The organism is Streptomyces sp. T39, assembly GCF_008042045.1.
Taxonomy (GTDB): domain Bacteria; phylum Actinomycetota; class Actinomycetes; order Streptomycetales; family Streptomycetaceae; genus Streptomyces.
In genome coordinates this window covers 256,204-274,291 of the sequence record NZ_RDBP01000037.1, presented here as the reverse complement: position 1 = coordinate 274,291, position 18,088 = coordinate 256,204, and the positions used below count along the sequence as shown (strand labels likewise).

Annotated in this window: 15 protein-coding genes; 4 read left to right on the top strand and 11 right to left on the bottom strand. The window is 72.7% G+C overall.

Going from position 1 to position 18,088, the window contains the following annotated elements; all coding sequences use genetic code 11:
- Nucleotides 1-27 precede the first annotated feature (27 nt).
- Nucleotides 28-843, top strand: coding sequence for a DsbA family protein (locus EAO77_RS23665; RefSeq protein WP_147990308.1), 816 nt, complete (start codon nucleotides 28-30; stop codon nucleotides 841-843).
- A 123-nt stretch (nucleotides 844-966) separates the two neighbouring features.
- Nucleotides 967-2,613, top strand: a complete 1,647-nt coding sequence (locus EAO77_RS23660; RefSeq protein WP_147990307.1) for an alkaline phosphatase D family protein — start codon at nucleotides 967-969, stop codon at nucleotides 2,611-2,613.
- A gap of 61 nt (nucleotides 2,614-2,674) precedes the next feature.
- Here EAO77_RS23660 and EAO77_RS23655 read toward each other — a convergent pair whose 3' ends face one another.
- Nucleotides 2,675-3,253, bottom strand: a complete 579-nt coding sequence (locus tag EAO77_RS23655; protein WP_147990306.1) for a dienelactone hydrolase family protein — start codon at nucleotides 3,251-3,253, stop codon at nucleotides 2,675-2,677.
- A gap of 108 nt (nucleotides 3,254-3,361) precedes the next feature.
- On the opposite strand from EAO77_RS23655, the gene EAO77_RS23650 reads away from it, so the two are divergent.
- Nucleotides 3,362-4,531 (top strand): mechanosensitive ion channel family protein, encoded by a 1,170-nt coding sequence (locus tag EAO77_RS23650; protein WP_147990305.1) that lies wholly within the window; start codon nucleotides 3,362-3,364, stop codon nucleotides 4,529-4,531.
- Between the two features lie 41 nt (nucleotides 4,532-4,572).
- Here EAO77_RS23650 and EAO77_RS23645 read toward each other — a convergent pair whose 3' ends face one another.
- The 5 genes from EAO77_RS23645 to EAO77_RS23625 all read right to left on the bottom strand — a co-directional run bounded on the left by EAO77_RS23645 (nucleotide 4,573) and on the right by EAO77_RS23625 (nucleotide 9,434).
- On the bottom strand, nucleotides 4,573-6,159 hold the full coding sequence (locus EAO77_RS23645) for a Na+/H+ antiporter (protein WP_147990304.1): 1,587 nt from the start codon (nucleotides 6,157-6,159) through the stop codon (nucleotides 4,573-4,575).
- Nucleotides 6,160-6,333: 174 nt separating this feature from the next.
- Nucleotides 6,334-6,813 (bottom strand): GNAT family N-acetyltransferase, encoded by a 480-nt coding sequence (locus EAO77_RS23640; RefSeq protein ID WP_147990303.1) that lies wholly within the window; start codon nucleotides 6,811-6,813, stop codon nucleotides 6,334-6,336.
- Nucleotides 6,810-7,751: an RluA family pseudouridine synthase gene (locus EAO77_RS23635; protein WP_147990302.1), complete on the bottom strand. Its 942-nt coding sequence runs from the start codon at nucleotides 7,749-7,751 to the stop codon at nucleotides 6,810-6,812. Before EAO77_RS23635 ends, EAO77_RS23640 begins: the two co-directional genes overlap by 4 nt.
- A 17-nt stretch (nucleotides 7,752-7,768) precedes the next feature.
- The gene (lspA, locus tag EAO77_RS23630; RefSeq protein WP_147990301.1) at nucleotides 7,769-8,329 is read right to left on the bottom strand and encodes a signal peptidase II; all 561 of its coding nucleotides are present in this window, start codon (nucleotides 8,327-8,329) and stop codon (nucleotides 7,769-7,771) included.
- Between the two features lie 244 nt (nucleotides 8,330-8,573).
- A complete protein-coding gene (locus EAO77_RS23625; protein ID WP_147990300.1) occupies nucleotides 8,574-9,434 on the bottom strand; it encodes a TraR/DksA family transcriptional regulator in 861 nt (286 codons plus the stop codon).
- Nucleotides 9,435-10,010: 576 nt separating this feature from the next.
- On the opposite strand from EAO77_RS23625, the gene ileS reads away from it, so the two are divergent.
- Nucleotides 10,011-13,160 carry an isoleucine--tRNA ligase gene (gene ileS, locus EAO77_RS23615; RefSeq protein WP_147990298.1) on the top strand — a complete coding sequence of 1,050 codons (3,150 nt, stop codon included), beginning with the start codon at nucleotides 10,011-10,013 and terminating at the stop codon, nucleotides 13,158-13,160.
- 1,132 nt (nucleotides 13,161-14,292) lie between these two features.
- Here ileS and EAO77_RS23610 read toward each other — a convergent pair.
- The 5 genes from EAO77_RS23610 to pgeF form a co-directional block, all read right to left on the bottom strand.
- Nucleotides 14,293-15,408: a DivIVA domain-containing protein gene (locus tag EAO77_RS23610; RefSeq protein WP_147990297.1), complete on the bottom strand. Its 1,116-nt coding sequence runs from the start codon at nucleotides 15,406-15,408 to the stop codon at nucleotides 14,293-14,295.
- A gap of 49 nt (nucleotides 15,409-15,457) precedes the next feature.
- On the bottom strand, nucleotides 15,458-15,754 hold the full coding sequence (locus EAO77_RS23605; RefSeq protein ID WP_018848748.1) for a YggT family protein: 297 nt from the start codon (nucleotides 15,752-15,754) through the stop codon (nucleotides 15,458-15,460).
- Nucleotides 15,755-15,824: 70 nt separating this feature from the next.
- Nucleotides 15,825-16,430 (bottom strand): cell division protein SepF, encoded by a 606-nt coding sequence (locus tag EAO77_RS23600; RefSeq protein WP_147990296.1) that lies wholly within the window; start codon nucleotides 16,428-16,430, stop codon nucleotides 15,825-15,827.
- Nucleotides 16,431-16,554: 124 nt separating this feature from the next.
- A complete protein-coding gene (locus EAO77_RS23595) occupies nucleotides 16,555-17,274 on the bottom strand; it encodes a YggS family pyridoxal phosphate-dependent enzyme (RefSeq protein ID WP_147990295.1) in 720 nt (239 codons plus the stop codon).
- Nucleotides 17,271-18,020 carry a peptidoglycan editing factor PgeF gene (pgeF, locus tag EAO77_RS23590; RefSeq protein WP_147990987.1) on the bottom strand — a complete coding sequence of 250 codons (750 nt, stop codon included), beginning with the start codon at nucleotides 18,018-18,020 and terminating at the stop codon, nucleotides 17,271-17,273. The genes EAO77_RS23595 and pgeF overlap by 4 nt, the downstream gene beginning before the upstream one ends.
- Between the last annotated feature and the right edge of the window lie 68 nt (nucleotides 18,021-18,088).

Here is an 18,088-nt window from a genome sequence, read left to right as displayed (position 1 = left end):
CCACGTCCCCGTACGGAGTGATCGATCATGAGCAAGCGCAACAACCAGGCCAACAAGGCGGCCGCACGCGAGCGGCTGCGTCTGGAGCGCGAGCACCAGGCCAGGAAGGAGCGGACCCGCCGGCAGCTGATCGTCGCCGGCAGCGGCGTCCTGGTCCTCGCCCTCGCCGGCGGTATCGGCTACGGCATCATGCAGGCCAACAAGCCGTCCCACTGGGAGTCGGCGGCGAAGGCGTCCTCGGTGACCGCCCCGAAGAACACCGAGGGCGAGAACGGCACGACCGTCGTCATCGGCAAGGCGGACGCCGAGAAGACCCTGGAGCTGTACGAGGACTCCCGCTGCCCGGTCTGCGCCGTGTTCGAGCAGGAGGTCGGGGCGTCGGTGGAGAAGGGCGTCGCGTCGGGCTCGTACAAGGTCGCCTACATCGGCGCCACGTTCATCGACGACGCCGCGGGCGGCGAGGGCTCCAAGAACGCGCTGAGCGCGCTGGGCGCCGCGCTGGACGTGAGCCCGGAGGCGTTCACCGCCTACAAGACGGCCCTCTACTCGGAGAAGTGGCACCCCGAGGAGAACGAGGACTCGTTCGCCAAGGACTCCTATCTGCTGGAGGTCGCGGACACGGTTCCCGCGCTGAAGAACAACGCGGAGTTCCGCAAGAACGTCGAGGAGGGGACCTTCGACGCCTGGGCGATGAAGATGTCCCAGAAGTTCGACGCCAGCGGCGTGGGCGGCACGCCGACGCTGATGATGGACGGCAAGAAGGTGACCGCCGAGGGCAGCGACACCGCACCCATGACGGCCGAGCAGTTCGACGCCGCGATCGGCAAGGCACTGCAGGGCTGACGGCCTCTCGCCGGCGCCCCCGGGGACCGGCGGGCGAACGCACCGGCACCTCCGCGCCATGGGCGGGCGAACTTTTTCCGTTCGCCCGCCCATTCGACCTACCGATCAGTAGTCTGATCGGCCGTGACCAGTCGATTTTCCTCAACTCCCCGTCGCCGCACGGTCGTCAAGGCCGTCGCCGCCACCGCAGCCGCCGCGCCCGTCGCGCTGGCCCACGCCGTCCCGGCCACCGCCGCGGACCTGGCACCCGCCTTCCTCCACGGCGTCGCCTCGGGCGACCCGCTGCCCGACGGCATCCTGCTGTGGACCCGGGTCACCCCCGACCCCGGGGCCGTCCCCGGTTCCGGCCGGGGCGCCGACACCCCGGTGCGGTGGGAGGTGGCCGAGGACAGGGACTTCACCCGCGTCGTCGCCCGCGGCGACGTCACCGCCCGCGCCGCGGGCGACCACACCGTCAAGGCCGACGTGCGCGGTCTGCGCCCCGCCACCGTCTACCACTTCCGCTTCACGGCAGGCGGCACCGTCTCCCCCGCCGGGCGCACCCGCACCGCCCCGGCGGCCGACGCGACCGCCCCGGGCATCCGGTTCGGCGTGGTGTCCTGCGCCAACTGGGAGGCGGGCTGGTTCTCCGCGTACCGGCACCTGGCCGCGCGCGCGGACCTGGACGCGGTCCTGCACCTCGGCGACTACATCTACGAGTACGCGGCCGGCGGCTACCCGGCCGGGGAGAACGGCGTCCGGGCGCACGCGCCGGCGCACGAGATCGTCACGCTCGCCGACTACCGCACCCGGCACGCCACCTACAAGACGGACCCCGACCTCCAGGCGCTGCACGCCGCCCACCCGGTCATCGCGATCTGGGACGACCACGAGATCGCGAACGACGCCTGGGCGGGCGGGGCGGAGAACCACACGCCCGGCACGGAGGGAGACTGGGCGGCCCGCGCCGCGGCGGCCCGGCAGGCGTACTTCGAGTGGATGCCGGTCCGCGCCTCCACCGAGGGGACCGTCTACCGCAGGCTGCGCTTCGGCAGACTGGCCGACCTGCACCTGCTGGACCTGCGCACCTTCCGCTCCCAGCAGACCGGCATCGGTGACGGCGACGCCGACGACCCGGAGCGCACCATCACCGGGCGGGCGCAGCTCGACTGGCTGAAGGCGGGCCTCGCCGGCTCGGACGCGGCCTGGCGCCTGGTGGGCACCTCGGTGATGATCTCGCCCGTCGCCTTCGGGTCGCTGCCGGCTTATCTCCTCGGGCCGCTCGTGGAGTTGCTGGGCCTGCCCAAGGAGGGCCTGGCGGTCAACGTGGACCAGTGGGACGGGTACACCGACGACCGCCGGGAACTGCTCGGCCACCTCACCGCCCACAACATCCGCAACACCGTCTTCCTCACCGGCGACATCCACATGGCGTGGGCGAACGACGTCCCGGTGCAGGCCGCCACCTATCCGCTGTCGCGGTCGGCCGCCACCGAGTTCGTGGTCACGTCGGTGACCTCCGACAACCTCGACGACGTGCTGAACGTCGCACCGGGCACGGTCTCGCTGGTCGCCCAGACCGCGGTCCGGGCCGCCAACCGCCATGTGAAGTGGGTGGACATGGACGGGCACGGCTACGGGGTGCTCGACGTGACGCCGGAGCGCACGCAGATGGACTACTACACCGTCTCGGACAAGACGAAGCGGGACGCGACGGCCGCCTGGACCCGCTCGTACCGCACGCTGAGCGGCACCCAGAAGGTCGAGCGGGTGCAGCAGCCGGTGCGCTGACCCGCCGCCGCCCCGCCGCCCGCCGCGGCGGCGGGGCCGCGCCGGGCTCCGGCGCGTGGCGTCAGACCTCGGCCAGCGAGTCGAGGAAGGCGAGGGCGATCCGCCAGGTCTGCTCCGCCGCCTGCTCGTCGAAGTCGTCCAGCCCCGGGTCGGTGTACAGGTGCCCGGCGCCCGCGTAGCGGTGGATCTCCACGTCGGCGCCCGCCCGCTGCATCCCCAGGTACCAGGTGTTCAGCCAGTCGTCCGACTCCGAGGGGTCCGGATCGGCGACATGCAGCTGGACGGGCAGCCCGTCCGCGCGCGCGTCCTCCGGGAGGTCCGAGGTGCCGTGCAGGAGCAGCAGACCACGTGCCTTCTCGTCGCCGAGGGCGAGGTTCTGCGCGATGGCGCCGCCGAGCGAGAATCCCGCGTAGACGAGACCCTCCTCCGAGTGCGGCGCAGCGGCCGCGACGGCCCGGCGCAGCAGTTCCTCGTGACCGATCCGCTCCGTGATCTCCCGGCCCTCCTCGCCGGAGTCGGTCGTTTGCCCGTCGTACAGGTCGGGCACGCGCACTTCGTGCCCGGCGGCCCGCAAACGGTCGGCGGCGGCGTGCACCGCAGGCCGCAGGCCGTAGCTGGAGTGGAGGAGAACGATGTTCATCCGGCCATCCTGCCAGGGCGTCCGGCACGACCGCGGCTCCGGCCGCGGGGCTGCCGCGCACCGCGGCGCCTCGCGCGAGGAGCCTTCCCGTCACGGAGTCAGGGAGACATGGAGAACGTACTGCGCCCGCTGATCGTCGTCGGCGGCTCGGTGTTGCTGACGCTCTGCGTCGGCTGGGCCGTCGATCTGGTGCTGCGCCGCGCCGACGCCCGCCACCCGGAGACGCCGCTGTGGGGCCTGTTGCGCCGCTGCCGGTTCCCCCTGCAGGTGGTGCTGCTCGGAGCGCTGCTGCGCGCCGCGTACGGCGAGATCCGCCACCCCCTCGTCATGGACTACCGGGCGGGGATCGGCCACGTCCTGTCCCTGGTGCTGATCGCGGCCAGCGCCTGGCTGATCGTCCACATCGCCTCGGCCGCCGTGGAGTCGACCTACGCACGCTACGCGTCCGCCACCAGGGACGCCGCCCGGGTCCGCCGGGTGCGCACCCAGGTGACACTCATCATGAGGATCGTCACGGCGGTGGTGGCCGTGGTGGCGGCCGCCTCGATGCTGCTGACCTTCCCCGGCATGGAGAAGATCGGCACCTCGATGCTGGCCTCCGCGGGCATCATCGGCATCGTCGCCGGTGTCGCGGCGCAGTCCACGCTGGGCAATCTCTTCGCCGGCTTCCAGATCGCCTTCGGCGACATGGTGCGCATCGGGGACACGGTCGTGGTCGACGGCGAGTGGGGTGTGGTCGAGGAGGTCACGCTCACCTTCCTCGCGGTCCGCACCTGGGACGAGCGCCGGATCACCATGCCGGTGTCGTACTTCACGAGCAAGCCGTTCGAGAACTGGTCGCGCGGCGGTGCCCAGATGACGGGCACCGTCTACTTCCACCTGGACCACTCGGCGCCGGTGCCGCTGATACGGGAGAAGCTGCGCGAGATCCTGGAGGACTGCACCGCGTGGGACCGCCGCGACTGGAGCCTCGCGGTCACCGACACCACCCCGAGCACCATCCAGGTGCGCGCCGTCGTCACCGCCAAGGACGCCGACGACATCTGGACGGCCCGCTGCACGGTGCGCGAGCAACTGCTCGCCTGGCTCTGCGAGAAGCACCCGTACGCGCTGCCGCGGGTGATCACCTCCCCGGCCGCGGAACGGCCCGCGGGCGGCGCGACGGGCCGCGTCGGGGCGCCCCGCGCCTCCGAGGTGCACAGCGACAACTCCCAGGAGTACCTGCGGCCCGACGGCGCCTCCGCGAACGGCGAAGCTCCCCGCACGGGCCGCGGCTGAGGCGTCGGGCGGCCCGCACACCGGCGGGCCGCCCGGCGGCGTCAGCGCAGGCTGCGCACGTCGAGGTGGTGCAGCACCCGGTCGACGACCTCCGGGTCGACGCCGGGTTCGCTGCGCGCCGCGAGCACCTCGTGGCGGGCGGCCGACAGCATCTCCCGCTGGATGCGCTGCACGGTCGCGAACCGCTCGACGCGCTTGGCGAACCACTCCCGGCGCTCGTCGTCGACGATGTCCGGGCTGATCCGCGCCCCGATGTCGAAGGCGCCGCGCAGCAGCCGCTCGCTGGCCTCCTCGGGCAGTTCCTCCGTCTCCTCGATCTCCTTGAGCCGGCGCTTCGCCGCCTTCGCGGCGCGCAGGGCGAGGCTGCGTTCCAGTTCCCGTTCGGCCCCGGCGTCGGCCCGCACGCCCAGGCGTCTCACCAGCCACGGCAGGCTGATGCCCTGGCACACCAGGGTGGCCATGATCACGGCGAACGCGATGAAGACGATCTCGCCCCGCAGGGGGAACTCGTCGCCCGCGTCCGTCGTGAGGGGGATCGCGAGGGCCAGCGCGACGGAGGCGACGCCCCGCATCCCCGCCCACCACAGCACGACGGTCTCCCGCCAGCTGGTCGGCACGTCCTCGTCGTAGTCGCGCTTGCGGTGCAGGCGCTTGGCGAGCCAGGCGGCGGGCAGCAGCCACAGCAGCCGTACGCCGACGACGACGGCGACCACCACGGCGCTCCAGCCGAGCAGTTCGCCCAGGTGCCCTTCCGCGGTGCCGAACACGTTGTGCAGTTCGAGGCCGATGAGCCCGAAGGCGATCCCGGTGATCAGGGTGTCGAGGATCTCCCAGAAGGTGTTCCCGGCCAGCCGGCCCATCACGTCGTCGGCGTCGGCCGTGTGCTCGGCGAGGTACAGGGCGCAGGTCAGCACCGCCAGCACCCCGGAGCCCAGGAGTTCCTCGGCCAGCACGTAGGCGGCGAACGGCACCATCACGGTGAGGCCGGTCTGCAGGGTCGGGTCGCCGAGCAGGCCCATGACCTTGTTGGAGACCCAGCCGAGCGCGAGACCGACCGCGACGGCGACGACCGCCGACAGCACCAGCTCGCCCGCTGCCCGTCCGACGGAGAACTCGCCGCTCACGGCCGCAGCGATCGCCACGTGGTAGAGCACGATGGCGGTCACGTCGTTGAAGAGCCCCTCCCCTTCCATGATCGACACCAGCCGCCGCGGCAGCCCGAGCGAACCGGCGACCGCGGTGGCGGCGACCGGATCGGGCGGCGCGACGAGCGCGCCGAGCGCGACGGCGGCGGCCACCGGGAGACCGGGCACCACGGCGTGGGCGGCGGCGGCGACCGCGGCGGTGGTCACGAAGACCAGCGCGACGGCGAGCAGCAGGATCGGCCGGGCGTTGGCGGCGAACTGGCGCCAGGAGGTGCGCTGGACTGCCGCGTAGAGCAACGGCGGCAGCAGCAGCGGCAGGATCAGATCGGGCGGCACCTCGATGTTCGGCACGAACGGGAGGAAGGCCAGCACGATGCCGGCCAGGGTCATCAGCACCGGCGGCGGCAGCCCCAGCCGCCGGCCCAGCGGCACGGTCACCACCGCTCCGAACAACAGCGCGAACAGCAGCGCCAGTTGGTCCACGGTGCGTCCTCCGGCGGATCAAGACCTCGGCGATCGAGGTCCCAACCCTGCCACGGGGCCCGGCCGAACCCGGCGCGACGCCACCGCGGCTGCCGCCGAAGCGCCGGCGCCCCGCCCCGCGGTCACCCGCCGCGCAGGCTTCCGCGTCCGCCCGCGGACCCGGCCGTCCCTGCCTCAGCCGCTCAGCGAGCGCCGCATCGAGCGGTGCGGGATGCCCGCGTCCTGGTACTCCTCGCCGTACGCCACGTAGCCGAGACGCTCGTAGAAGCCCAGCGCGTGCGACTGCGCGTGCAGGTCGACGGCGGCGAGCCCCCGCTCGCGGGCCGCATCCTCGATCGCGCCGACCAGCGCCTTGCCGATGCCCAGCCCGCGGACGGCCCGGGACACCGCGAGCCGGCCGAGCGATCCGACGGAAAGGTCGCCGCCGGTCCGGCCGGCGGCCGCATGTCCGTGCAGCAGCCGGCCCGTGCCCAGCGGCACGCCGTCGTCCCGGACGGCGAGGACGTGGACGGTGCCGGAGCCCTCGGCGTCGAAGGCGTCGTACTCGATGTCCTCGGGCACCCGCTGCTCGGCGACGAAGACCTCCTTGCGGACCGCGAAGCACGCCTCGCGGTCGGCCGGGCCGACGGCGACCCGGATGCTCCAGCCGCTCACGCGCTCTCTGCCGCGATCTTGTCGAGGGCCTGCTGGAGGTCGTCCGGGTAGTCGCTGGCGAATTCGACCCACTGCCCGTCGGCGGGGTGCTCGAAGCCGAGGCGCACGGCGTGCAGCCACTGCCGGGTCAGTCCGAGCCGCTTGGCCATCGTGGGGTCGGCGCCGTAGGTGAGGTCCCCCACGCAGGGGTGCCGGTGGGCGGCCATGTGCACCCGGATCTGATGGGTGCGGCCGGTCTCCAGCTTGATGTCGAGGAGCGAGGCCGCGCGGAACGCCTCGATGAGGTCGTAGTGGGTGACCGAGGGCTTGCCCTCGGCCGTGACCGCCCACTTGTAGTCGAGGTTGGGGTGCCGGCCGATGGGCGCGTCGATGGTGCCGCTGAGCGGGTCCGGGTGGCCCTGCACCAGCGCGTGGTAGCGCTTGTCGACCGTCCGCTCCCGGAACTGCTGCTTGAGCAGGGTGTACGCGCGCTCCGACTTCGCGACCACCATGAGCCCGGAGGTGCCGACGTCGAGCCGGTGGACGATGCCCTGGCGCTCGGCGGCGCCGGAGGTGGAGATGCGGTACCCGGCGGCGGCCAGGCCGCCGATCACGGTCGTCCCGGTCCAGCCGGGGCTCGGGTGGGCGGCGACTCCGACCGGCTTGACGATCACCACGATGTCGTCGTCGTCGTGCACGATCTCCATGCCCTCGACGGGCTCGGCCACGATCTGCACGGGCGCGGGCGCCTGCGGCATCTCGACCTCGAGCCAGGCACCGCCGTGCACCCGCTCGGACTTCCCGACGACGGAGCCGTCGACCTGCACCTTCCCGGCCGCGGCCAGCTCGGCCGCCTTGGTACGGGAGAAGCCGAACATCCGGGAGATGGCGGCGTCGACGCGCTCGCCCTCCAGGCCGTCGGGTACGGGCAGGGTGCGGATCTCGGGAAGGGTACTCACCCGTCGAGTATGCCTTGTCAGTCCTTGTGGACCGTCCCGTCGGGGTCCAGGCCCCTGAACGACAGCAGCACGATGAGGATGCCGCCGCAGACGATCGCCGAGTCGGCGAGGTTGAAGACCGCGAAGTGCGCGGGCGCGATGAAGTCCACGACCGCGCCCTCGAAGACGCCGGGCGACCGGAAGACGCGGTCCGTGAGGTTGCCGAGCGCCCCGCCGAGCAGCAGACCGAGGGCGATGGCCCAGGGCAGGCTGTACAGCTTGCGCGCGAGCCGGATGATCACGACGATCACGGACGCGGCGATGAAGGTGAAGATGACGGTGAAGGCCTCGCCCATGCCGAACGCGGCGCCCGGGTTGCGCACCGCCTCGAACCTGAGCAGGTCGCCGATGATCTCGATCGGCTCGTGGTGCTCCAGCTTCTCGACCACGATGATCTTGCTGATCAGGTCGAACAGATAGGCCACGACCGCCACCACGAACAGCGCGACGATCCTGCGCCTGCCCTTGGGCTGCTCGGCCGGCTCCGCCGCCTCGTCGTCACCATCCGGCGTACCGATGATGCGCTCCGCCTCTGCCACGTGAGTCCCTCAACCTAGGTGCCTGACAGCGGGCCGTCCGGCGGACCGGGCCGCCGGGACGAGGTCCCGCACGGCCCGGGCCCCGCGAGGCGCCGACGACGCGCCGCACCGCGCCCCGGTGGCCCGGCGGCAGGGCCGCGGGGCCGCCGGCGGCGCGGCGACGTGTCGTGCGGGCGTCACGGTCCGGCGTGACACCAGCCGGACGGGGTCCCTGCGCACGAGGGTACGGCACACACGTGCGGCATCAGCCCCGGCGTTCCTGCTTCTGCTTGCACTCGACGCACAGCGTCGCGCGGGGGAACGCCTGCATCCGGGCCTTGCCGATCGGGTTTCCGCAGCTCTCGCAGAGTCCGTAGGTCCCGGCGTCCAGCCGTTCCAGCGCCCGCTCGGTCTGCTCCAGCATCTCGCGGGCGTTCGCGGCGAGGGCCATCTCGTGCTCGCGGGTGATGTTCTTGGTGCCGGTGTCCGCCTCGTCGTCGCCGGCGCCGTCGCCGGAATCCCGCATGAGCCCAGCGAGCGCGCTCTCCGAGGAGGTGATCTCGGCGGTGAGCCGGGCCGCCTCGCCCTCCAGGTCCGTGCGCGCCTCGTCCACCTCCGCGGCGGTCCAGGGGTCCTCCCCCGGGCGCACCGCCAGCTCACCGGGCGGCGTGGCGGCCGCCGTACGGGCCGTGGGCACACCTGCGGCGCTCTCGGCCGCGGTCTTCTTCGTTCCCACCGTCCTGGCTCCTGTCTGCGTCGCGGCCGCGTTCGCGGCCTGCTCGCCGGCCGCCGAAGCGGCGGCCGGTCCCCCCGCCGTCCGGGGGCCCGGACCTCCGGCCCCGGACGCCGTGTCCGCGGGCACCGTGCCCGCGGTGGTCGTCGCGGCCGCGGCCTCCGCCGCCGCGGTCCCGCCCGGCGCCGTCTTCTTCGCGGCCTTCTTCGCCGCTGCCTTGGCCGGCGCCTTCTCCGTGCTCTTCTTCGCGGCCGTCTTCCGTGCGGCCGTCTTCTTGGCGGCGGCCTTCGCCGGTGCCTTCTTCGCGGTCTTCTTCGCGTGGTCCCCCGCCGGCGCGGACGCGGCGGCGGAACGGGAGTGCGCCGATGTGTCGGCGGTCTTCTTCGCCACCATGGCCGCGGCCCCTTCACATTTTGTGATCTTGCTCGCGAATCGTGCTGGGACGATAAATCGACACCAGCCCGGCGGCAACGGGGCACGCCGCCGCTTCGGCCCGGTCACGGCTGCGGGAGGCCGGGTCTGCATCGGTTGTGCCCAGCTCCCCGCCCCGTAATCCGCCCCCGGCGCGCGGGGCACGCCCCCGCGCCTCCCATGCGGCATTCGGCCCAACCCTCCGGCTCCGGCCGCGGCCCGCGCCCGCCCTCGCCCCGTGCCCGGAAATGCGGTCCGCGACGGGGGCGCCGGGCCTTTACACTGGGCGCAGCGAAAGGCATGGATGGGGACCAGTAGCGTCGTACGCAGCCATGAGCGACCCGGGGACGGTGAGAGCCCGGGGGCGAGCGCGAGGCGAAGCATCACCCCGGAGCCGCCGGAAGAAAGCCGCCCAGGCGAGTAGAACCGGCATCGCGACCCCAATGAGGGGGTCCTGGGTCTGCGGGCCCGGGGCCAAGGAGGGTGGTACCGCGGGAGCGCAGCGTGTCGGCTCTCGTCCCTCCGACGGAACGAGCGACAGTCCGCCGGAGGAGACCGATGACGCCGCCGCAGTACCGCCAGGTGCCCGCCCAGGTAGACCTGCCCGCGCTCGAGCACGCCGTGCTCGACTTCTGGCGCGAGAGCAAGATCTTCGCCAAGTCCCTGGAACAGTCCGAGGGACGCCCCGAGTGGGTCTTCTACGAGGGCCCGCCCACGGCCAACGGCATGCCCGGCGCGCACCACATCGAGGCCCGCGTCTTCAAGGACGTCTTCCCCCGCTTCCGCACCATGCGCGGCTACCACGTCGCCCGCAAGGCCGGCTGGGACTGCCACGGCCTGCCGGTCGAGCTCGCCGTCGAGAAGGAGCTCGGCTTCTCCGGCAAGAAGGACATCGAGGCGTACGGCATCGCCGAGTTCAACGCCCGCTGCCGCGAGTCGGTGACCCGGCACACGGACGCGTTCGCCGAGCTGACGACGCGCATGGGCTACTGGACCGACATGGACGACCCCTACCGCACGATGGACCCGGACTACATCCAGTCCGTGTGGTGGTCGCTCAAGCAGATCTTCGACAAGGACCTGCTCGTCCAGGACCACCGGGTCGCCCCCTGGTGTCCGCGCTGCGGCACCGGCCTGTCCGACCACGAGCTGGCGCAGGGCTACGAGACGGTCGTGGACCCGTCGGTCTACGTGCGCTTCCCGCTGACCTCCGGCCCGCTGGCGGGCCGGGCCTCCCTGGTCGTGTGGACGACCACCCCCTGGACGCTGGTGTCCAACACGGCGGTCGCCGCCCACCCCGAGGTCACCTACACGGTGGCACGCCGCACCGGCGACGAGGACTCCGAGCAGCTCGTCGTCGCCGAGCCGCTGCTGGAGAAGGCGCTCGGCGAGGGCTGGGAGGCCACCGGCACCACGTTCACCGGCGCCGAGATGGAGCGCTGGACGTACCGGCGGCCGTTCGAGCTGGTGGAGTTCCCGGCCCCCGCCCACTACGTCGTCAACGCCGAGTACGTCACGACCGAGGACGGTACGGGTCTGGTCCACCAGTCACCCGCGTTCGGTGAGGACGACCTCAAGGTCTGCCGTGCGTACGGCCTGCCCGTGGTGAACCCCGTACGCCCGGACGGCACCTTCGAGGAGGACGTGCCGCTCGTCGGCGGTGTCTTCTTCAAGAAGGCCGACGAGGCGCTGACCGAGGACCTCCTGACGCGCGGGCTGCTGTTCCGGCACATCCCGTACGAGCACAGCTACCCGCACTGCTGGCGCTGCCACACGGCGCTGCTCTACTACGCGCAGCCGTCCTGGTACATCCGCACCACGGCGATCAAGGACCGCCTGCTCGCGGAGAACGAGGCGACCAACTGGTTCCCCGACTCGGTCAAGCAGGGCCGGTACGGCGACTGGCTGAACAACAACATCGACTGGGCGCTCTCCCGGAACCGCTACTGGGGCACGCCGCTGCCGATCTGGCGCTGCGAGGACGACCACCTCACCTGCGTCGGCTCGCTCGCCGAGCTCTCGGAGCTGACCGGCACGGACCAGTCGGGCCTCGACCCGCACCGCCCGTACATCGACGACGTCACCTTCGACTGCCCGCAGTGCTCCGCCACGGCGACGCGCGTGCCGGAGGTCATCGACGCCTGGTACGACTCCGGTTCGATGCCCTTCGCGCAGTGGGGCTACCCGTACAAGAACAAGGACGTCTTCGAGAAGCGCTACCCGGCGCAGTTCATCTCGGAGGCCATCGACCAGACCCGCGGCTGGTTCTACACGCTGATGGCCGTCGGCACGCTGGTCTTCGACAAGTCCTCGTACGAGAACGTGGTCTGCCTCGGGCACATCCTGGCCGAGGACGGCCGCAAGATGTCCAAGCACCTGGGCAACATCCTCCAGCCCATCCCGCTGATGGACCAGCACGGCGCGGACGCGGTGCGCTGGTTCATGGCGGCCGGCGGATCGCCGTGGGCGGCGCGGCGCGTGGGTCACGGCACGATCCAGGAGGTCGTGCGCAAGACCCTGCTGACGTACTGGAACACCGTCGCCTTCCAGGCGCTGTACGCCCGCACGTCGAACTGGGCGCCCTCCGCGGCCGACCCGGCGCCCGCCGACCGCACGGTCCTCGACCGGTGGCTGCTGAGCGAACTGCACGCCCTGGTCGACCAGGTGACCCAGGCGCTGGAGGCCTACGACACCCAGCGGGCCGGGAAGCTGCTGTCGGCCTTCGTCGACGACCTGTCCAACTGGTACGTGCGCCGCTCCCGCCGCCGCTTCTGGCAGGGCGACGCGGCGGCCCTGCGCACCCTGCACGACGTCGTGGAGACCGTGACGCGGCTGATGGCCCCGCTCACGCCGTTCATCACCGAGCGGGTGTGGCAGGACCTCGTCGTCCCGGTCACCCCGGACGCCCCCGAGTCGGTGCACCTGTCCTCGTGGCCGGTCGCCGACCTGGACGCGATCGACCCGGCGCTGTCGCAGCAGATGGTGCTGGTGCGGCGCCTGGTGGAGCTGGGACGGGCGACGCGCGCGGAGTCCGGCGTCAAGACCCGCCAGCCGCTGTCGCGCGCCCTGGTGGCCGTCTCCGGCTTCGAGACGCTCTCCCCCGAGCTGCACGCGCAGATCACCGAGGAGCTGAACGTCTCCTCGCTCGCGTCGCTCTCCGAGGTGGGCGGCTCGCTCGTCGACACCACGGCGAAGGCCAACTTCCGGGCGCTGGGCAAGCGTTTCGGCAAGGGCGTCCAGGACGTGGCCAAGGCGGTCGCGGCGGCGGACGCCGCCGCGCTCTCGCTGGCACTGCGCTCGGGCGAGGCGACGCTGGAGGTCGGCGGCGAGACGATCGCCCTCTCGCCGGAGGAGGTCATCATCACCGAGACCCCGCGCGAGGGCTGGTCCGTCGCCTCGGACTCGGGCGCGACGGTCGCCCTCGACCTGGAGATCACGCCGGAACTGCGGCGCGCGGGTCTGGCGCGTGACGCGATCCGCCTCATCCAGGAGGCCCGCAAGAACAGCGGCCTGGACGTCGCGGACCGGATCGCGCTGCGCTGGTCGTCCTCCGACCCCGAGGTCGACTCCGCCCTGGCCGACCACGCGACCCTGATCGCGGACGAGGTGCTGGCGACGGACTTCGCCGCCGGGGACGGGGACGGGTCCTTCGGCCCGGCCTTCACCGACGAGGGCCTGTCCCTGACGTTCCGCCTCCGCAAGGCGTGACCCCCGGGAGGGCCCGGCACCGCCGGGCCCTCCCGCTGCACGGGCACGACGCTTCGGAAGGGCCCGGCACCGCCGGGCCCTTCCGCTTCACGGGGGCGCTGCCCCCGCACCCCCGCGCCTCAATCGCCGGCGAGGCCGACAAGCCGCCCCAGCCGCCGCCGGGGCGGGGGTGACGCCCCCCATACCGGTCCCCGCTCGGCTGTCGCCCCGCTTCCCGGCGGACCGGCCGCCATCTCCGTCTCCGGCGAACACCGACCCACCCGGCCCGCCCGGCGCTTGAGCACCCGCGTGCAGCGCGGAACGGGCCCGGGCGGAGAGCGATCCGCCCGCGAGACCGCCCTGCCCCAGCGACGGCCACAGCTCCCGAGCCCCCGGCCCGCCCGGCGCTTGAGGGCACCGCGTGCGCGGCGCAGTACGGGCGCAGCGCCCGCGGACTGGGCGCGCGCAGAAGCCGATAGGCCGGCGCGACCGCCCCAGCGACGGCCGACAGCTCCCGGCCCACACCATCACCCGGGCCCGCCCGGCGCTTGAGGGCACCGCGTGCGCGGCGCTGCACGGGCCCGGGCGGAGACCATGGGCGCGTGAGACGGACCACTTCGGCGGAACCGTGCTCACGGCCGGACACTCTCCACCACCCCAGCCCCGCCGGCGATTGAGGCGACCGCGCGCAGCGCGGTGCAGGTCCGGGCGGAGCCCGGTGCGGGTCCGCGCGCAGCGCGGTGCGGGTCCGGGCGGAGCCCGGTGCGGGTCCGCGCGCAGCGCGGTGCGGGTCCGGGCGGAGCCCGGTGCGGGTCCGCGCGCAGCGCGGTGCAGGTCCGGGCGGAGCCCGGTGCGGGTCCGCACGCAGCCCGGTGCAGGTCCGCACGCAGCCCCGTTCGGTCCGCACGCAGCCCGGTGCAGGTCCGCACGCAGCCCGGTGCAGGTCCGCGCGGAGCCCCGTTCGGTCCGCACGCAGCGCGGTGCGGGTCCGGGCCGAGCCCGGTTCGGGAAGGGGCGGGGAGGGGAGAGCCCCGCGCAGCGGCCCCGCCCCCGCCCAGGAACGCGCACCCCCGCACGCAAAAAGGGCCGGGCCCGGAGCACTGGTGTGCTTCCGGGCCCGGCCCTGGGTCTGCCGACCGTCACGCGCGGGCCGTCAGTTGTCGTCCTCGTCGATCAGAAAGCCCCGCATCGGCGACGGCGCCTGCTGCATCGGCTGCGGCGCCTGCGGCCGCACCGGTGCCATCGGCTGGGTCATCGCCGGGGACATCTGCTGCTGGCCGCCGTACGAAGGGCCGGACGGCGAGGGGCCGTGGCCGCCCATCGTCTGGTTGCCGCCGTAGGACGGGGCGCTCGCGCCGGCCGGTGCCATGGAGGGCGCCGGGGACGGCGGGAGCGACGCCGCCGCGGGGGCGCGCGGCGGGGCCAGCGAGTCGTCGGCCTGGGTCTCCAGCTGGCGCAGCTGCGACTCCAGGTAGGACTTCAGGCGGGTGCGGTACTCGCGCTCGAAGCCGCGCAGGTCCTCGACCTTGCGCTCCAGCGTCGCGCGCGCGGACTCGAGGGAGCCCATGGCGACGCGGTGCTTCTCCTGGGCGTCCCGCTCGAGGGCGTCGGCCTTGGCGCGGGCGTCGCGCTCCAGGCCCTCGGCGCGCGAACGCGCCTCGCCGACGATCTTGTTGGCCTCGGAGCGGGCCTCGGCGATCGCCTGGTCGGCGGTCTGCTGGGCCAGCGAGAGCACGCGCGCGGCACTGTCGCCGCCGGGACCCTGACCCATCGGGCCCTGACCCATCGGACCCTGGCCCATCGGACCGGGACCCTGCGGGCCGCCGTGACCCATGGGGCCACCCATCGGACCGCCCATGGGGCCGCCCTGCATCGGGCCGGGGCCCATGGGGCCGCCGGGGCCCTGCGGGCCGCCGTGGCTGGGACCGGCCGGCAGCTGGGGAGCACCACCGGGCAGCTGGGGCGGACCCATCTGCGGGGGCTGCTGCTGGACCGGCGGTCCGGATATGGCGGCGGGCACGGGTGCGCCGGGACCGCGGCCGTCCTGCGGCTCCGGCGGTTTGCGCATGCCCTGTTGCTGCTGGTTCTGCGCGGCGGCACGGGTCGCTGCGGCCAGCTTGGCGCGCAGGTCCTCGTTCTCGCGGAGCAGACGGGTCAGCTCTGCTTCGACCTCGTCGAGGAAGGCATCGACCTCGTCCTCGTCATAGCCTTCTCGGAGGCGGACGGTCGTGAACTGCTTGTTCCGCACGTCCTCGGGGGTCAGCGGCATCTCTTCTTCACCTCTACGTAGTCGTCGGCAGTCGGCAGGACCGTATCGCTCACATCGAGCTCCCCACGCCGCGGACGACGGAGATCAGGATGTAGACGATGATCATCAGAACGAAGAAGGACAGGTCGAGTGCCACGCCCCCGAGACGCAACGGCGGGATGAATCGCCGCAGAAGCTTGAGCGGTGGATCGGTGACAGTGTAGGTGGCCTCCAGAACGACCACCATCGCCTTGCCGGGTTGCCATGAACGTGCGAACTGGAAGACGTAGTCCATGACCAGCCGGAAGATCAACACGACCAGGAAGCACATCAGCGCGATGTAGATCACTTGTAGTGCGACGCCCATCCCGCGCTTCCCTCTCCCCTGGTCTCTCGTGTTGCCGGCCGTGCGGCCGGGTCGTTCCCGGTGTCTTTCCTCAGCTCTGGTTGAAGAATCCGCCCTCTGCGATGCGGGCCTTGTCCTCAGCCGTGACATCGACGTTAGCAGGCGACAACAGGAACACCTTCTGCGTCACTCGCTCAATGCTGCCATGCAGGCCGAAGACGAGTCCCGCGGCAAAGTCGACAAGTCGCTTCGCATCGGTGTCGTCCATCTCCGTGAGGTTCATGATCACCGGGGTGCCCTCACGGAAGTGTTCCCCGATGGTACGGGCCTCGTTGTAGGTCCGGGGGTGCAGCGTGGTGATGCGGTAGGGCTCCCGCTCGGACACGGCCTTGGGCATGATCACCGGTGCGTTCTTCTCCAGGCTCGGGCGTTCAGGTGTGATGGATGCCACGGGGGCGATACGCGCCGGGCGCGGGCTCTCGACCGGCAGGGCGATGGGCTCGCGCGGTGCGGGCGGGGCGGCCACCCTGACCGGCTCCTCCCGCTCGATCTGGTGCGGGGGCGCGTGCCGCCGGTGGTCGCGCTCCGGCTCGGGCTCGGGTTCGAAGTCGTCATCGGGGTCGAAGCCCCGGCCGTCGTACCCATCGTCCTCCACGAGGCCGAGGTAGACCGCCATCTTGCGCATAGCGCCGGCCATTCTCTGAGTCCTCCGCTCTGTGGTGGATCGGCATTCGTCACCAAGTGCCCGTATCCACTCGGTCCGCCCCGCTTGCGGCGGGAATGACCATATTTTCTACTGTGGTCCGACTTGCTTCGCGACGTTACCGGAGCCTCGGTCGGACTCCGAGTACCGCGGTACCGACGCGCACATGTGTCGCTCCGGCCGCCACGGCCTGCTCGAGGTCCGCACTCATCCCTGCTGACACCATGTTCGCAGCCGGATGAGCCGCGCGCAGGCCGGATGAGAATTCCATCAGCCGCTCGAACGCCGCCTGTTGCCGCCCCGCGTAAGGGCCGGCGAGCGGCGCGACGGTCATCAGTCCGCCGAGCCGCAGTCCCGGCGCGGCGGCCACCGCGCCGGCCAACTCCTCGATGCGGTCGGGCGCCACGCCCCCGCGCTCGCCCTGCTGCCCGGACTCGGCGTCGAGCGCGACCTGGACCAGGCAGTCGATCTCCCGCCCCGCGCGCACCGCGGCGGCGGAGAGGGCCGAGACGAGCTTCGGCCGGTCGACGGACTGCACGACATCGGCATAACTCGCTACAGAACGGACTTTGTTGGTCTGCAGCTGACCCACGAAATGCCAGTGGACGTCCAGATCCGCGCAGTCCGCCGCCTTCGGGGCCGCGTCCTGGTCGCGGTTCTCCGCCATGTGCCGGACGCCGAGTCCGTGCAGGATTCTCACGTCGGACGCGGGGTAGGTCTTGGTGACCACGATCAGGGTCACCTCGCCCCGGTCACGGCCCGCGGCCTCGCAGGCGGCGGCGATCCGGTCCTCCACCCGGGCCAGGTTGGCGGCGAGTTCGGTGGTGCGGTCCGTCATGACTCTTCCCGGCTTTCGAGCCAGACGTATCCGGCGAGCCGCCCGGTGGTCCGGTCGCGGCGGTACGAGTAGTGGTCGCGCGACTCCAGGGTGCAGACGCCCGACGCGCGCCGGTCCGTGACGCCGAGTGCGGCGAGCTGGGCGTGCACCGCCGCGGTCACGTCGACGGCCGGGGTGCCCCAGCTGGTCTCGGACCATGCGGCCGGTTCCACTTCGGCGACTTCTGCCCGCATCTGCTCGGGAACTTCGTAGCAGCGACCGCAGACGGCCGGTCCGGTGCGGGCGATGATGCGTTCCGGTTCTGCTCCGAGCGCGGTCATCGCCTCGACCGTCGCCGGGACGATGCCGGCGACCGTGCCGGGCCGGCCCGCGTGCGCCGCGCCGGCGACACCCGCCACCGGGTCGGCCAGCAGGACGGGGGTGCAGTCCGCGGTCAGCACCGCGAGCGCCAGTCCCCGCCGGGCGGTGACCACACCGTCGACCGCCGGGACGGGCGAGTCCCCCCACGGGCCGTCGACCACGGCCACGTCCCTGCCGTGCACCTGGTTCATCCAGACGACCAGGGCCGGGTCGATGCCCAGGGCCCGCGCGGCGACGGCCCGGTTGGCCCGTACGGCGCCGGGGTCGTCGCCGACCGCGCCGCCGAGGTTGAGCTCCTCGTACGGAACGGCGCTCACCCCGCCCCACCTGTCGGTGAAGGCGAAGTGGGCGCCGCTCGCGTGTATCGCGTCGTGCTCCACGGTCACTTCAGGAAGTCGGGGACATCCAGCTCTTCGGCCTGGGTGTCGTAGGGGCGGGCCGAGGGGACCTGCGG

What these genes read in the sequence shown, in the direction of transcription:
- EAO77_RS23665 (WP_147990308.1), top strand. Translation starts at nt 28, where the DNA reads ATGAGCAAGCGCAACAACCAGGCCAACAAGGCGGCCGCACGCGAGCGG.
- EAO77_RS23655 (WP_147990306.1), bottom strand. Translation starts at nt 3,253, where the DNA reads ATGAACATCGTTCTCCTCCACTCCAGCTACGGCCTGCGGCCTGCGGTG.
- EAO77_RS23650 (WP_147990305.1), top strand. Translation starts at nt 3,362, where the DNA reads ATGGAGAACGTACTGCGCCCGCTGATCGTCGTCGGCGGCTCGGTGTTG.
- EAO77_RS23625 (WP_147990300.1), bottom strand. Translation starts at nt 9,434, where the DNA reads ATGGTGGCGAAGAAGACCGCCGACACATCGGCGCACTCCCGTTCCGCC.
- ileS (WP_147990298.1), top strand. Translation starts at nt 10,011, where the DNA reads ATGACGCCGCCGCAGTACCGCCAGGTGCCCGCCCAGGTAGACCTGCCC.
- EAO77_RS23610 (WP_147990297.1), bottom strand. Translation starts at nt 15,408, where the DNA reads ATGCCGCTGACCCCCGAGGACGTGCGGAACAAGCAGTTCACGACCGTC.
- EAO77_RS23605 (WP_018848748.1), bottom strand. Translation starts at nt 15,754, where the DNA reads ATGGGCGTCGCACTACAAGTGATCTACATCGCGCTGATGTGCTTCCTG.
- EAO77_RS23600 (WP_147990296.1), bottom strand. Translation starts at nt 16,430, where the DNA reads ATGGCCGGCGCTATGCGCAAGATGGCGGTCTACCTCGGCCTCGTGGAG.
- EAO77_RS23595 (WP_147990295.1), bottom strand. Translation starts at nt 17,274, where the DNA reads ATGACGGACCGCACCACCGAACTCGCCGCCAACCTGGCCCGGGTGGAG.